The 14,824-nt window shown below is 51.7% G+C and carries 9 protein-coding genes; 5 read left to right on the top strand and 4 right to left on the bottom strand.

The features are described from left to right. On the bottom strand, nucleotides 1–1,321 hold a 1,321-nt coding region (locus B2067_RS05030; protein WP_301387663.1), incomplete at its 3' end, for a beta-ketoacyl synthase. Between the two features lie 135 nt (nucleotides 1,322–1,456). On the opposite strand from B2067_RS05030, the gene B2067_RS05025 reads away from it, so the two are divergent. The 4 genes from B2067_RS05025 (at nucleotide 1,457) to B2067_RS05010 (ending at nucleotide 7,816) form a co-directional block, all read left to right on the top strand. Then, on the top strand, nucleotides 1,457–2,461 hold the full coding sequence (locus tag B2067_RS05025) for a GlxA family transcriptional regulator (protein WP_301387662.1): 1,005 nt from the start codon (nucleotides 1,457–1,459) through the stop codon (nucleotides 2,459–2,461). 160 nt (nucleotides 2,462–2,621) lie between these two features. Next, a complete protein-coding gene (locus tag B2067_RS05020; RefSeq protein WP_301387661.1) occupies nucleotides 2,622–4,442 on the top strand; it encodes a PAS domain-containing protein in 1,821 nt (606 codons plus the stop codon). Then, entirely contained in the window at nucleotides 4,439–6,847 is a 2,409-nt protein-coding gene (locus B2067_RS05015) for a two-component system response regulator (RefSeq protein ID WP_301387660.1), read from the top strand. The genes B2067_RS05020 and B2067_RS05015 overlap by 4 nt, the downstream gene beginning before the upstream one ends. Before the next feature lie 75 nt (nucleotides 6,848–6,922). Beyond that, nucleotides 6,923–7,816, top strand: a complete 894-nt coding sequence (locus tag B2067_RS05010) for a Dyp-type peroxidase (protein WP_301387659.1) — start codon at nucleotides 6,923–6,925, stop codon at nucleotides 7,814–7,816. Nucleotides 7,817–7,861: 45 nt separating this feature from the next. Here B2067_RS05010 and rimO read toward each other — a convergent pair whose 3' ends face one another. The 3 genes from rimO to B2067_RS04995 are packed head-to-tail and all read right to left on the bottom strand — an operon-like array spanning nucleotide 7,862 to nucleotide 14,449. After that, nucleotides 7,862–9,238, bottom strand: a complete 1,377-nt coding sequence (rimO, locus tag B2067_RS05005; RefSeq protein ID WP_301387657.1) for a 30S ribosomal protein S12 methylthiotransferase RimO — start codon at nucleotides 9,236–9,238, stop codon at nucleotides 7,862–7,864. A gap of 53 nt (nucleotides 9,239–9,291) precedes the next feature. Next, entirely contained in the window at nucleotides 9,292–10,215 is a 924-nt protein-coding gene (locus B2067_RS05000; RefSeq protein ID WP_297533752.1) for a diguanylate cyclase, read from the bottom strand. Continuing rightward, nucleotides 10,205–14,449, bottom strand: coding sequence for a PAS domain-containing protein (locus B2067_RS04995; protein WP_301387656.1), 4,245 nt, complete (start codon nucleotides 14,447–14,449; stop codon nucleotides 10,205–10,207). The genes B2067_RS05000 and B2067_RS04995 overlap by 11 nt, the downstream gene beginning before the upstream one ends. 113 nt (nucleotides 14,450–14,562) lie before the next feature. Between B2067_RS04995 and B2067_RS04990 the strand changes: the two genes are divergently transcribed. Beyond that, a partial coding sequence (locus tag B2067_RS04990; RefSeq protein WP_301387655.1) for a DUF4124 domain-containing protein occupies nucleotides 14,563–14,824 on the top strand: 262 nt, incomplete at its 3' end.

Here is a 14,824-nt window from a genome sequence, read left to right as displayed (position 1 = left end):
CGCATACAGGCCACTTGCTGATGCCGAATTCTTTGGCAAGCCGGTTAAACATGTCTGATTCGGTAGTACGATTTTGTGGAGTGCTGCTGCCGTGAGCCTGCACAAAGCTCTTCTGTAGGGCATCGTCTCCCAGAGCGGTTTTACTCAGGGTGCGTTTTGCGCTGGCCATGGCTTTTCCCATGGTGATGTAGTTGCCAATGCCCGGTGCCGAGATGGAGCGCTTATAGCCATCTGCGTGGATAAATACGTCGCCAATACTCCCGAGTATATTCAGCCCAAGCTCAAGCGCGGTATCCCGACTGGTAAGCACGAAACACTGAGCCGACTCTGCCAGGGTGAAGCCAACGTTCTGAGCGAAGGGTCTGGAAGCACGGCGAAATTCAGGTTGTTGATTGTTGCTCAGACCTTCAAGTTTTTGCAGGCGCTCTTCGGTAGCGAGTGCTCCCATGGCATTAAAGCCTTCAACAATGCCCGGGATGAGCGGCGCTTCGCTGTTACCTGTGAGGACAAGCTTACGGCGACCACTGCGGATATCATCAAGTGCCATCCGCAGGTTGTAGAGGAAACTGGCACAGGCGCCGTTGTTGCTTCCGGTGGCCCCAGCGTTACCAAGCAGGTAAGCGTTGATAAAGTCGGCGGGCATGGTGGATATGCCCATTGGTAACTGGCGGGAGGTGTTGCGCTGGCCCATTAAGGGGGCGGACAACATGCCGCCGAACCCCTGCATATCAAGCTGACCCGCCGTCGAGCCCATATAGACGGCAATATCATCAGGGCAGAGGTGCTCTTTAATGTCATTGGCACTCATACCCAGGTTGCCGAGTGCGTCGGCGGCAGCGTAGAGCGCTAGTTGTAAGCCGCGAGGGTGATGTTTCGAGTTGTAGAGGCTGGCGACGTCAAATCCGGTCGGGATCTGACCTGCGCTTTGCACATCGCAGCGTTTGTAGGTCTCTCGATAGAGTTTGCTGGGTGTGGTTTTATCTGTCGAAGTTATACCGTTATCTATGTTCGATTCTTTCGCTTGAACTTCATCTTGCTCCTGAATCTCGTTGAAGATCATGGCGTCCGGATTCCAGCCACGTAGGTCAGGGCAGTCTTTGTCCCAGGCCCGGACAAGCGAGTTATTGAGAACCTCGTGAGGAGGTTGGTCAGTCAGGTTGGCCAACTCATTCTGCAGTTCAGCTTGCTGAACAGGGGAGAGTGCATCGTAAATGATCCGTCGATATGCCTGATGGCCGGAAGCACGCCCAGCGGCGTTGATACCGCCGAATGCGGCAATCACTACATCGGTGATTTCAGGAGAGTAAGTTGAATCAGACACAGTGGCCTCCGGCATATAATCAAGCTAGGTTGTGGGCGTTCGCCCGAGTGTGCTCCGGTTTCAGTTCTTCGGAATAGAATAAAAAAGACGTATAGTGGTATATAAAAGACACAAACGTCTTATTCGGAGGTATTCTTGCTAAATCGATCTGACTTTCATGTCAGCGTTCTGCAGCTCGATCAGATGCTCTTGTCCAGCCTGGCAATGCCGCTTGAAATGCTCCATGCCGCGGTGAGCTACCATCGCACCAAAAGCCGTTCGCGATTGAGCCTGAATGTCGAATCAGTGTCCGCAGCAGTGGGTTGTCAGCCAATAGGCGGGCTAAATATCGTTAGCGGAACGCAGTTGGCGGATGTAGGTAAGACCGACCTGGTGATCGTGCCTGCTATGTGGCGTAATCCATTACGAAAGTTAGATCCATCAGAACCTGTCTGTGAATGGCTCAGGCAGCGTTATTCCGAGGGGGCGGCCGTGATGAGTATCGGCACGGGGGCCTGGCTTCTGGCCAAGGCGGGGCTGCTTAATGGTCAGGCAGCGACTACGCATTGGCATGCACTGGATGCATTTGCTCATGACTTCCCGGACGTTCGTCTGCAGCGAGATCATTTACTAACACAGGCAGGGCGTATTTATTGTGCTGCCAGTATCAACTCGGGCGCGGATCTGATGATTCACCTGATCGGTACATTGTTTACCAACGAAACCGCCGCCTACGTTGAACGGCAATTCTCTCCCGAAGCCCGTATGTCCTTCGATAAAAGAGTGTTTACTGAAGGAGCCCCACAGCACGCTGATGAAGCCATCGCACTCGCACAGAGTTGGTTGCACCAGCACTGGCAGGAACCTCTGTCGATGGACCGGGTTTCTGAGATTGCCGGATTAAGCCCTAGGCAGCTGAGTCGGCGCTTCAAAAAGGTGACCGGCGAGTCCCCGGGGCAGTATCTGCTTCATCTCAAGTGTCGTTTTGGTAAGGAGTGGCTTAAAAACAGTGACCTCTCAATAGCAGAGATCGCTCAGATGTGCGGATTCAGTGATGCCAGTCATTTCGGGCGCATCTTTCGTCGTTGGCAGGGCGTGGCGCCATCTGACTACCGACGGGCAGTCCGGGCCAAGCTATTCAGCGTGAACAGTCAGTTTTAGCAAAAGAGATTAATTTTCACTTCCAGGAACAAAAGTCTGGCTGGTAATGTCTGACCGGAGGTTAAATTGGTCATTAAGGCCATTAACCTTCAATAATAACAAAATTAGACTAACCTGATGTTACAGGGGCTATGCGGCGCGAGAAGCGCGGGAGCAGGCAATGGCGGTAACGGAACAGAGGGATTTGACGGGGCTGAAGTCCGGGGCGTTCGACGCCGTACTGAGCTCCGAGGATATGGGGATTGCGATACTTGATACCGGGCTACGGTATGTGGAGCTGAATGCCCTTTTGGCGAGGTTTAACGGTGTTTCTGCTGAGGAACACGTTGGCAGAACCGTCTCGGAGGTTTTGCCCAAGTTAGGTCCGCTGATTACTCCCATCCTGAAAGAAGTTATCGAAACCGGTGAGCCTGCACGGAACCTGGAGATTGCCGGTGAGACGCCCAGCGTAGTCGGGCAGGACTCTTTTTGGGAAGCATCGTATCTTCCGATTTTTTCTTCGCCGGGTCAGGTTGCTGGAATTCTGGTTATGGCGGTTAACCGGACGCTCGAGTATGAACTCAAACGCACTCGGGAAGAAGCTCACGAGCTTCAGCGACGTATTCTCGACAGCCTGTTTACCTTTGTCAGTATTCTCTCTCCAGACGGCCTCCTTATCGATGCTAACCGAGCACCGTTAGAGGCTGCGGGCATTGATCTCGCCGATGTCATCGGCAAGCGCTTCTGGGACTGTATCTGGTGGAATTACTCACCAAAAATTCAGATGCAACTGCGCTCAGCTGTTATCCGTGCAGGTGCGGGTGAGACTGTTCGTTATGATGTGCCTATCCGTACGGTGGGTGATACCCGCATTACTATCGATTTTATGGTTTCGCCGCTGCTTGGCGCGGATGGCGAAGTCACTCACCTCGTCGCCTCGGCAAACGACGTATCTGAACGAAAAAGTCGTGAAGCTGAGTTATCACTCAGTGAAAAACGCTTCCGCCGTGTGTTTGACTCTACTGCAGATGGCCTGGTAATGATTAATGACTACGGCGAGATTATGCTCGCCAACCCCAGCATGGCCAGCATGTTTGGTTATTCGCTATCCGAACTTTACTCCTGCTCAATCGAAGATCTTATCCCTGCACACCTCCGTGATAAGCATCGAAAGAAGCGCTCACGTTACCAGGAAAGTCCAGTCCCACGTGCCATGGCAGCTATGCGTGAATTAATGGCATGCCGACGCGACGGTTCTGAATTTCCGGTAGAAGTTGCACTGACGCCTTTGCAGTTCCCTGAAGGGACTCGGGTTCTTGCAACAGTGGTCGATATTTCGATTCAGAAGCAGATCCAGGCGAGTCTTATCAAAGCTTTGAAAGAAAAGACGTCTCTCCTTAACGAAGTTCATCACCGGGTAAAAAATAATCTTCAGGTGGTTTCAAGTTTATTGAGCCTTCAGGCGCGCAGTGTTCCCGAGGAGCTGGTGGACGCATTTCTTGAAAGCCAGGGGCGTGTGAAGGCAATGGCTCTGATGCACCAGCAGCTTTACGAGCATAAAACGTACGAGAGTATTGGCGCTGCAAAATACAGCAGCGAGTTAGTTACGCTTATTACGCGCAGTCATACGATGACCAGCAGTCAGAATATCAAAACCGTCCTTGTACCTCCCGAACGGGAAGTCTTTCTGACGATGGATCAGGCACTGCCTTTCGGTTTATTGCTTAATGAGCTCGTAACAAACTCCATAAAACATGCATTTACTGATCAGGATGTCGGTGAGATACGTATTTCAATGTCACAAGATGGTGATATGAATATTGTGGTCGTTGAGGACAACGGAAAGGGAGTCGAGGAAGGGGTGGAACTCGGCGAAACAACTTCGCTTGGATTCCAGCTCATTCCCGGATTAGTCGAGCAGCTGGACGGAGAAATAGTGTTGATAAGAAATCAAGGAACTCGCTATGAAATACGCTTTCGCAAGCAGGAGACAGAGGAATGAGTGGCGAAAAGATTCTGATCACGGAAGATGAGCGGATCACTGCGCTGGACCTGAAGATGACACTGGAAAAACTGGGTTATCTGGTGGTTGGTAGTGTTGCTTCTGGGGAGGAGTCAATTGAGTTTGCACGCCGGTTGAAGCCTGACCTGGTTCTTATGGATATTCATTTGAAAACAGCCATGATGGGTACAGAAGCCGCCCAACTGATTTCAAAAGAATTGGATATTCCTGTTATTTTCCTGAGCGCATACTCGGACAGATCGGTAATTCGTGAAGCTGGGCAGTCGACTCCTTATGGCTATCTGATAAAGCCTTATGATGCGCGTGAGATCGACGCATCCATTCAGGTGGCACTGGCAAAACATGAGGTTGATGATGAGATAAAAAAGAGTGACATGAAACTGAAGCTGGCACTTGAAGCCGCCAATATGTCCGCTTGGGAGTGGGAGCCAGAAGACAGACGTTGTCTGGCGGCGGCTGAGCAACCAGAAACGACGAATTTCGCAAGCACGATTGACGATATTATCAGTCGCGTACATCCCGATGACAGAGACTTGCTTGTTTCTTCCCTGAACAGCACGGGTCAGCTTTCACAACAGGTTCGTCTGTTTTACAAGGATATTGACGACTATCACAGTGTCGATTTATTTGCGGCTGTCGTAACAGATAAAGAAGACCAACGTAAGGTCGTTGGTATTGCTCGCGATGTTGAGAAAGAGGCGCGCGAGCGGGAGGAGCTTCGCCAGGCCAGAGTCGTCTTTGAATCTATTTCTGAAGCTATTCTGATAACTGACTCACAGCGAAAAGTGATATCCGCTAACCCAGCATTGGAAACGATAACCGGATTCACTATTGATGAGGTCAAGGGGCGCGATCCCGATGAGTTTCTTCATGCGCGTCGTCATAAAGACCACTTTTCACCCAGGCTCCTTGAGCAAGGCAATCATTTCTGGAGTGGCGAGGTAGCCTGCAATACCAGATCTGGTGAACGCTTCCCAGCTTGGGAACACATCTCGGGTGTTTTTGATGATGACGGTATCGTTACCAATTATGTGTTCACCATTTCAGATATTGGTGAACTCCGTCGGGCTGAAAAAAACCTGCAAAGAATGGCTTTTCTTGATTCTCTGACCGGGGTCGGAAATCGCGTTCATCTTGAACGCACGTTGAGCGAATGTCTGCACGCGCAGCGAAAATCAGCAGAACCAGTGGCTGTTCTTTATATCGACCTTGACGGGTTTAAACTCGTTAATGATACCTTGGGACATGCTGAAGGAGACCGGTTATTGCAGATTATTGCCGAGCGATTTGTCAGCTCAGTAAGAGAAGACGACACCGTTACTCGCGTTGGTGGAGACGAATTCGTTATCGTGGCACCGCATTTCAGCGACCATGAAGGGCTGCGTGTGATGGCGAATAAACTGCTTCGGGCGGTAGCTGCACCCATCACATTATCCCGTGAGGTCGTCGAAGTCTCCGCCAGTATCGGTGTTGCCATTTCAGGGGGAGAGTTGATCACCCACGAAGATGTGATTACCGCAGCGGACACTGCCCTTATGCATGCTAAGAGCGCGGGAAAGAGTTGCTTTAAGTTTTATGATTTTGAGCTGGCAATGGTTTCGGTTGAGCGAAACCGCATCGAACGCAATATCAAAGGTGCGCTGAACAGCAACGAAATCTGTGTTGAGTTTCAGCCGCTGGTCGATGTCGTTAATGGGCGGGTCTATGGGGCCGAAGCCCTGTGCCGTTGGTATAGCCATGATCTTGGGGTGATTCCTCCAGAGCGGTTTGTCCCCATTGCCGAGCAGAGTAATGTGATACTTGAGTTAGGTAAAAAGGTATTAACTGAGAGCTTCAGGCAGCTGCATCAATGGCGGCTGCAAGGCCTTACGGAGCTTGTTGTATCGGTCAATGTTTCTGCTCGTCAGCTATCGGATAAAAACTTTCCTTCAATTATCAGTTACCTGCTTAAAGAACATGACGTGCCAGCGGATAGAATCGAATTAGAAGTTACCGAGACGGCAATTCAGAATAATAAACACGCCAAGCAGCAGCTTGATCAACTCCGTGCACTTGGTATTCGCCTTGCTATCGACGATTTTGGTACAGGGTATTCATCATTAAGCCGTCTGAAATCCTTGCCTTTCGATCGCGTAAAAATCGATCGAAGCTTCGTTATGGATTTGCCCAACAGTGAAAGTGACATTGAGATCTGCAAAGCTATCTTTGCGCTTTGCGGCGTTCTCGGCATGAACGTGACGGCCGAAGGTATTGAGAATGAAAATCAGCTAAATACCCTTCGCCAGATGGGCTGTGGCTGTGGTCAGGGCTTCTTGTTTGGCCGCTCTATGGCTTCTCAGCGATTCGTAGAATGGGTGAAAGGTTTTGAATTAAATAACGGCTGAACTATCGGTTGTCTGGCGCTAGAATAAATAAAACCTCTGAACATACAGAGGGCGTTGACAACCGGAGCAGTGAGAATGAACCCACATCAGGCCGGCCTGTTTGAAGAGCCGGGTCGCAGTAGTCAGTATCTGGAATATCAATTTCGCTCGGCAGCTGATGCCGATTTGCGCCAAGCTCTTTCTCGGGCACTAAAGCCTGTTGATGGTGCGCGTATCATGGTCGCATTCAATCAGGCCTCATGGCAGCGCTTAGGCCCAGGCTGGTCTCCCGAAGGTCTTCATGATTTTACAGCTCAGTATTCTGCTAAAGGTCATGTGATGCCTGCTTCTCAGAGAGATATGTTCATCTGGGTTGTTGGCGAAGATCGTGGTGACGTAATGAATGCCGTAGTTCAGGTTACCGAGGCTCTGTCCGACGTCGCAGATCTGGAGCTCGATCTGGATGGGTACAAAACCCGTGATGCACGAATTCTTACTGGCTTCGTTGACGGTACCGGAAACCCCGGAACGGCAGAGAAAAAGCGAGCCGCAGCGCTTATCCCCGAAGGGCAGCCGGGAGAAGGAGGTTCGTTTGTTTTGGGCCAGAAATGGACCCACAAATTACAGGAGTTCCTGAGCCTCAGTGTAAATGCCCAGGAAAACGTTATTGGCCGCACCAAAGAGACGAATATCGAACTCGAAGGAACGGCGCTGCCGCCTGAATCGCATGTCGGGCGCACTGACATTGACGTCGACGACGTACCGATGAAAATGTATCGCCGTGGTACGCCTTACGGTGGTGGAGAGGACAAGGGGCTTTATTTCCTCGCGTTTGCCTGCGACATGGATCGCTTTGTGAGCGTGATCGATAGCATGCTGGGTAAGGACGACGGAATCACAGATGCCATGATGGATTTCAGTGACGCATTGACCGGTTCATACTGGTTTATGCCGTCGCAGGTGGATCTGGATACAATGTTGGCGGGGTGACCGCCGATAGCCAGCTTGTCTGGCTAACGGCGACCCCGGAGGGTATCAACCGTTAACCGGGGTTCCCCACAGGTCATATTCGTCGGAATGCTCGATATCAACCTCAAGGAAATCCCCCGGCTGGCAATCGAAGAACTCGTTCAGGTAAACCATGCCGTCGATGTTGGGCGCGTCGGCGATTGAGCGGCCAATCGCACCTTCGTCATCGACTTCATCAATAAGCACAGTCATGCGGGTACCGACTCTTCGGGCCAGCTTACGCGTGCTGATTTCCTGCGCTTTTTCCATAAAGCGGTCATGACGCTCCTGCTGAATGTCTTCTGGCACATGGTCAGGCAGGTCGTTCGCTTTCGCGCCCTCGACGGGGCTGTACTTGAAACAACCAACACGATCGAGTTCTGCTTCTTCGAGCCAGTCGAGGAGCATCTGGAAGTCTTCTTCGGTTTCACCGGGGAAGCCGACAACGAAGGTAGAGCGCAGCACAAGCTCCGGGCAGATTTCGCGCCACTTCTTGATACGCGCCAGTGTGTTTTCGGCGTGCGCAGGGCGTTTCATCAGTTTCAGAATACGCGGACTTGCGTGCTGGAACGGGATATCCAGATACGGAAGTATGTTTCCGTCCGCCATCAGCGGAATCACGTCGTCTACGTGCGGGTAAGGGTAAACATAATGCAGGCGTACCCAAACTCCCATCTTGCCGAGCTCTTCACAGAGGTCGAGCATCTTGGTTTTTACCGGCTTGCCATCCCAGAAGCCCGTGCGGTACTTCAGGTCGACACCGTACGCGGAGGTGTCCTGAGAGATCACGAGCAGTTCTTTGGTGCCTGCATTGACCAGTCGTTTTGCTTCTTCCAGTACGTCGCCGATAGGACGACTGACATGTTTCCCACGCATATCCGGGATAATGCAGAAGGTGCAGCTGTGGTTACAGCCTTCAGAGATCTTCAGGTAAGAGTAGTGGCGCGGCGTCAGCTTTACTCCCTGAGGTGGGACCAGGTCTGTAAACGGATTATGTTCGGTTTGTTTTGGTGACCATTCATGAACGGCAGTCATGACCTCTTCATAGGCTTGGGGGCCTGTCACTGCGAGTACACCGGGGTTCTTCTCTTTGATCAGCTCAGCATCAGCACCTTTACCCATACAGCCAGTCACAATCACACGACCATTTTCGTTCATGGCTTCATTGATGGCATCAAGGGATTCCTGCTTGGCGTCGTCGATAAAGCCACAGGTATTTACGACCACAACATCGGCATTGTTGTACTGGTTTACAACGTCGTAGCCGTCAAGCTTGAGTTGGGTCAGGATGCGTTCGGAGTCCACCAGTGCTTTGGGGCAGCCTAAAGACACGAATCCTACTTTGCCGCTGCCTGGAATTGCATCGCCTTCACCGACACTTGGATTTGAGGGTTGGTCTGTCATGGTGTGTACCTTCGCCGCCGGGGTAATTATCTCAGGGCGGCGATTGTACCTGATTAGTGGGGCGCTTTGGAGGCTGTCACTATGTCTTCCGGGTGAGCCAGTTCAGTACAGTTGCGGCCGTTTTCTTTTGCCCGGTACAGGGCATCATCGGCTCGCTTGAGAAGATCGTTGAAATTCTCATCATGATCCGACAGTTCAGCCGCGCCAATACTTACTGTGACGGGGATCGATGAGGGCATGAGCTCGGATATCTGGTGGCGCATTACCTCGGCTTTGTAGTGTGCCTGATTCAGCGAGCAGGGTTCCATCAGTACGATAAACTCTTCGCCTCCAAAGCGTGCGACGGTATCTTCGGTGCGGCACTGGCGTTGGAGGAGCTCTGATACCTGCTCGAGAATCTGATCACCGGCAATGTGTCCATGGGTGTCATTGATCTTTTTGAAGTGATCAAGGTCGATAATCAGCGTGGTCAATGGTGTGTTATGACGACGCGCACGCGCAATTCGCTGGTCGACCATTTCCAGCATGTAGTGGCGGTTGTACAGGCCGGTGAGTTGATCGTGCATAGCCAGCTGCAACAGACGATCCTGCTGGCGCTTCAGTGTAACGTGAGTATCAACGCGGGCTGACAAAATCACCGGACGAATGGGTTTGGTGATGTAATCGACCGCACCAATTCGCAGGCCCAGCTCTTCGTCCTCGATATTGTCCCGGCCGGTAACGAAAATGACGGGGATGTCCCGGGTTTCGCTCATGTCTTTGAGTTCGCGGCAGGTTTCGTATCCCGAGATGCCGGGCATTTCGATATCAAGAAGAATCAGGTCTGGCTTGTGCCGGAGTGCCATATCAAGACACTGTTGTCCGCTCGTCGCTGTTTTTACACGATAACGCTCCTGAAGTACCGCGGCCATAACGCGGATATTCGACGGCGAGTCGTCAACGATCAGAACAGTGGATAACGGAATTTCATTGGGCATTTTTATAGCTCTCGGTTATCTGCTGAAGCAGTGACTTAATCCTAGACTGAGCTTTTGCGTTTTCAAATGCTGTGATCTCGTGCGCAAGCTGCCCCAATTCTGCCTCGTAATACGCATTCCCAAGGGGTTTAAGCATGAATTCAAGACTCTTCTGACTAATGTAGTCGTTTTGTTCCAATGCGTGATTTATTGCAACCAGTCGTTCTCTCAGGCCAACAAGTGGTGTATGCGCTTCGGCTTCGTTACTCGTTTCTAACAATTCGGTCAGTCGTGCTGTTTCTTCATGCAGCTCATCGAGCAGCATCTCTGCTGTTTCAGTGTTACCGGTGCGTATATCCTGATCCAACTTTGAGGCGACTTTTTGTATGGCGACCAGCCCGAGGTTACCTGCGACTCCTTTGAGGTTATGGGCTACCTCTCTGAGCGCCTCAAAGCGCCCTCCATCAAGGAGCTGCGTCATCTCAGAAAGGCGTACAGGCTGCTCGCTGCGGAACATGTCGATCAGTTGGTTGAGTAATTTCTCGTTTCCTACCACACGCTTCAGAGCTTGCTGGCGGTCCCAGATTTTTCCGCCGGTTTGTGGCTGACTTTTAATGACGACGGCTCTGTCGCTCACGGAAGCATCCTGACTCCCGTCATCTGCCAGTAACCACCGTTCGAGCATGGAGGTCAGTAAACCCGGGTCTACTGGCTTTGCCAGATAGTCATTCATACCAGACGCAAGGCAGCGCTCTTTGTCGCCAGTCATGGCGTGTGCTGTCATGGCGATGACAGGGGTACTCTGGTGTTGGTCGCCAGCGCGTCCGTGTCGTAGAGCCCGCGTTGCCTGATAGCCATCCATTACAGGCATCTGGCAGTCCATAAGAATGAGGTCGAACGGAGTTTCTTCTGAGCTGATTTTCTGAATAGCCTCTTCACCATTTTCAGTGACCACTACTTTAATACCCAAAGCGGTGAGCATTTCTTCTGCGACAAGTTGATTTACGCGGTTGTCTTCGACAAGCAGCACTCGTTTGTCCCGAAAGGTGGGTTTCTTGTTCGTAACGTCCGCATTGCCGGTATGATCGAACTCTTTGCGTGTATGGAAGTATTCGACGAGATTGAGTACGTTCAACGGCTTTAGTACATGGCCATGGAGTCTGCCGGACTCGAGAACCCGTTCTGACTGGCGGAAGCTTACCGGTACCATCAAAACTCTGAGTGCTGTATCCATGGCTGGTAGCTGAGCTAATGCTTCAGAACTGTCTCTCCAGTCTTCACCGGGAATATTGCTGCTCAAAATGAGAAGGTCGACGCTGTCTGGGTCGCCTATCAATATTTCTGATGCGTCGGCCGTTGAGCCGACGGCATCGACTCTGGCTCCCAGTGCTTCCAGGTTCTTCCGGGTAATCTCACGCGATTTCGGGTTATTAATAATAGCCAGTACACGAGTGCCATTGAGGCCGGGAAGCGGGGTAGCACCTGGGGCAATATCGAGCTGGATCGTGGCGGTAAATGCGCTGCCCACCGTTGGGGTACTTTCTACTGAAACCGAACCATTCATCCGTTCGCACAGGTTTTTCACGATGGCCAAGCCAAGGCCGCTACCACCAAACTCTCGCGTCGTTGAAGAATCGACCTGGTTAAACGCATTGAAAAGGTTCACCCGTTTGGTTTCATGAATACCGATGCCGGTATCTTTCACCGTGATCGATAGTTGCCACTTGTCATCGATTAGTATTTGCTCGAGCGATACAGTTACTTCTCCTTCATTGGTGAACTTAATCGCATTGCTTAACAGGTTAACAAGTATCTGGCGAACCCGGCCGGGGTCTCCGACAACGGTATTGGTGTGTAGCCGGGAGGTGTCGACCAGAAGTTCGACGGCTTTTGTCTCTGCCTGGCTGGCAAGCGACTCTGTTGCAGCTGTCAGTACGCTGTTGAGTTCGAACTCGATGGATTCAAGTTCAAGCTTATTTGCTTCGATTTTCGAGAAGTCGAGTATGTCGTTAATCAGTGCAAGCAGAGACTGCGCACTGTTTTGCGCAATACGTATCCGGTTTAGCTGATCGTCTGTGAGTGGCGTGTCTTTCAGCAGGTTGAGCATTCCCAACACGCCGTTCATAGGCGTGCGGATTTCATGGCTCATGGTCGCAAGGAAGTCACTTTTCGTTCGTGCGGCACTTTCTGCTTCCCGCTTCGCAGCTAACAAAGCAAGTTCATTCTCTTTCTGCTGAGTCACATCGCTGGTCATGCCAACGACCCGGGATCCCTGGGTATGGTCATCGGACAGTATCACAGCGGCGGTTCGAACATGACGCTCTTTCCCGTCGGCACGAACGATTCTGAACTCATAATCGAATGGCTTCGTATGCTCGATGGCGTCTTTGAGTCGGGTCACTACCCAGTCGTGGTCATCTGGGTGAATGAAGGACTCCCACTCTTTAATGCTGGGAGGTGTGACCTCAGGAGCGATGCCGTACAGCTCGCGCATACCTGCGTCCCAGGCCATCTCGCCGGTGATCAGGTTGTGCTCCCAGATACAGATGCCCGCAGACTCAGTCGCCAGCTGGATTCTCTGGTGACTGATGTTGATCTCGGTCTGTGCGAGTTTGTTTTCGGTGATGTCGAGGTGCGTGCCGATCATGCGCAGAGGCTGACCCTCATCGTCCCATTCAACGACACGTCCGGTGTCATGAACCCAGATCCAGTGACCGTCTTTGTGTCTCATCCGGGCTTCGCATTCATAGCGATCCAGTTTGCCTTCCCAGTGCTGCGTCAGAAGTTCACCTGACCGTTCAAGGTCATCCGGGTGGCAAGCTTCCAGCCAGGTGTCGATTGAGACCGGTGAAAGCTCATCGAGAGTGTACCCAATAATGTTGGCCCAGCGTTCACTGAAAGAGGTTTCTCCGGTTTTGACGTTCCAGTCCCAGAAGCCAACGGCCGTCGATTCAATCATCAGTTGATTACGCTGAGCCTCCTCGCGTTTCTCGGTTTCCTGTTCCCGTTCTTCAGTGATGTCCTGAAAGGACCCAAACAGTCGGGTACAAATACCGTCTACCATAACGGGAGTACCCAGTGCGCGGGCCCAGATTCTTCGACCTTTCGCTGTTTTCAGTGGTAATTCCAGGTCCCAGCTCTTACCTTTTTCAACGGCGCTTGCGATTGCTTCGCGCAGGCGCTCTTTCGCTTCATCGCCATCGTAAAAGTCGATGCCGTTATCGACAGTCGGGATGAAATCATCGTCTACCTCGTGAATAAGGCGGGTGACTGGAGTCCAGTAGAGATTTTCCGTAGTAAGGTCGAGTTCCCAGCCACCAATACGAGCTTGCTTACTGACGGCATCCAGTAACAGACGATCCCGCTCCAGTTCATTATCGGTTTCTTCGCGAGCAAGCTCGTCGCCCATCCACTTCGCAAATAATTGAATCAGCTCAATCTCGCCGGTGCTGAAAGCGCGTGATCGCGGCTCCGGGCCCGAGAAATTAATTGTGCCGTACAGCTTATCTTTGAGAAACAGGGGGGCGGCGAGATACGACTCAAGACCAAAATTGGCGTAAGCAGGGTGATGCTGGGTTTCGCTATCGCCTACATGGTGGTGCGCGACCGCATGACAACCTGCGATAGTTTCAGAACAATAGGTATTACCTAGCTGAAAGTTATCACCGGGCTTAAGTGCGTTTTCAGGGTTCAGAGTGAAGCGCACTGTATATTGTTCATCAACGATGTGACTGATGATGCCAATCGGCAGGTTGAATATCTCACAGCCCAGACGAAGGATTCGCTCAGCTTTAGTGTCTATGGTTGCCTGGCGGTCAGAAGTAATTTCATGCAAACGGCGCATTGCGTCCAGAGTGCGGTGCTGGTCTGTGACATCGGTGCGCAGGGCCACGTAACCCGTGATTTCACCGGTTTCATCGCGTTGGGTAGAAATGGTCGTTTCTACCCAGTAGAGCTCACCGGTCTTACGACGATTGCAGATTTCTCCACGCCAGATGTCGTTATCGGCGAGTGTGTCGAACATTTCTTCGAAAAATTGTCTGCTGTGATGACCGGAGTTCACCATGTGATGAGTGCGGCCTATCAACTCCTCGCGTTCGTAGCCGCTTATGTCGCAGAACAGGTCATTAACGTATTGAATGCGGCCTTCCTTGTCTGTGATGGCAACGATCGCGTGTTGATCCAATGCGTATTTCTGTAGTAACCAGTGATCTCCCTGTGGTGCGTCGGGGAAGCTGGGAGTGGGGTGAGGCATGCCTGCTCCGTGGTAGAAAGTATAATCCGCTTTCAAGTATAGTCAGTTCACAGGTAAGCGCAGGGCGAATCCGGGTCTTTTCGCCAACATTTCTGATAACAAGGAGTCTTAATATGCGTGGTTGTTTGCTGCTGGTTGGTATGGCCGTGGTTTCGGCTGTTCTGCCGGTGCACGCGGGTAAGGTGTACGTCTGTAAATCAGCAGCGGGTGAGACCCTGTTTTCGCAGACGCCATGCCCGTCAGAATACTCGGTTAAGGAAGAGCGCCAGGTTGATACCAGCAAACCGTCGAGAGGCGCCTCTGAAGCGGAGTTACAAGGGATGGCCGATGAGCTTTCTCGCAGTAATGACAAAATTCGTGTGCAGCGTGACCTGA

Source organism: Thalassolituus sp. UBA2590 (assembly GCF_002339775.1).
GTDB lineage: Bacteria > Pseudomonadota > Gammaproteobacteria > Pseudomonadales > Oceanobacteraceae > Thalassolituus.
This window is presented reverse-complemented; position numbering and strand designations above follow the sequence as displayed.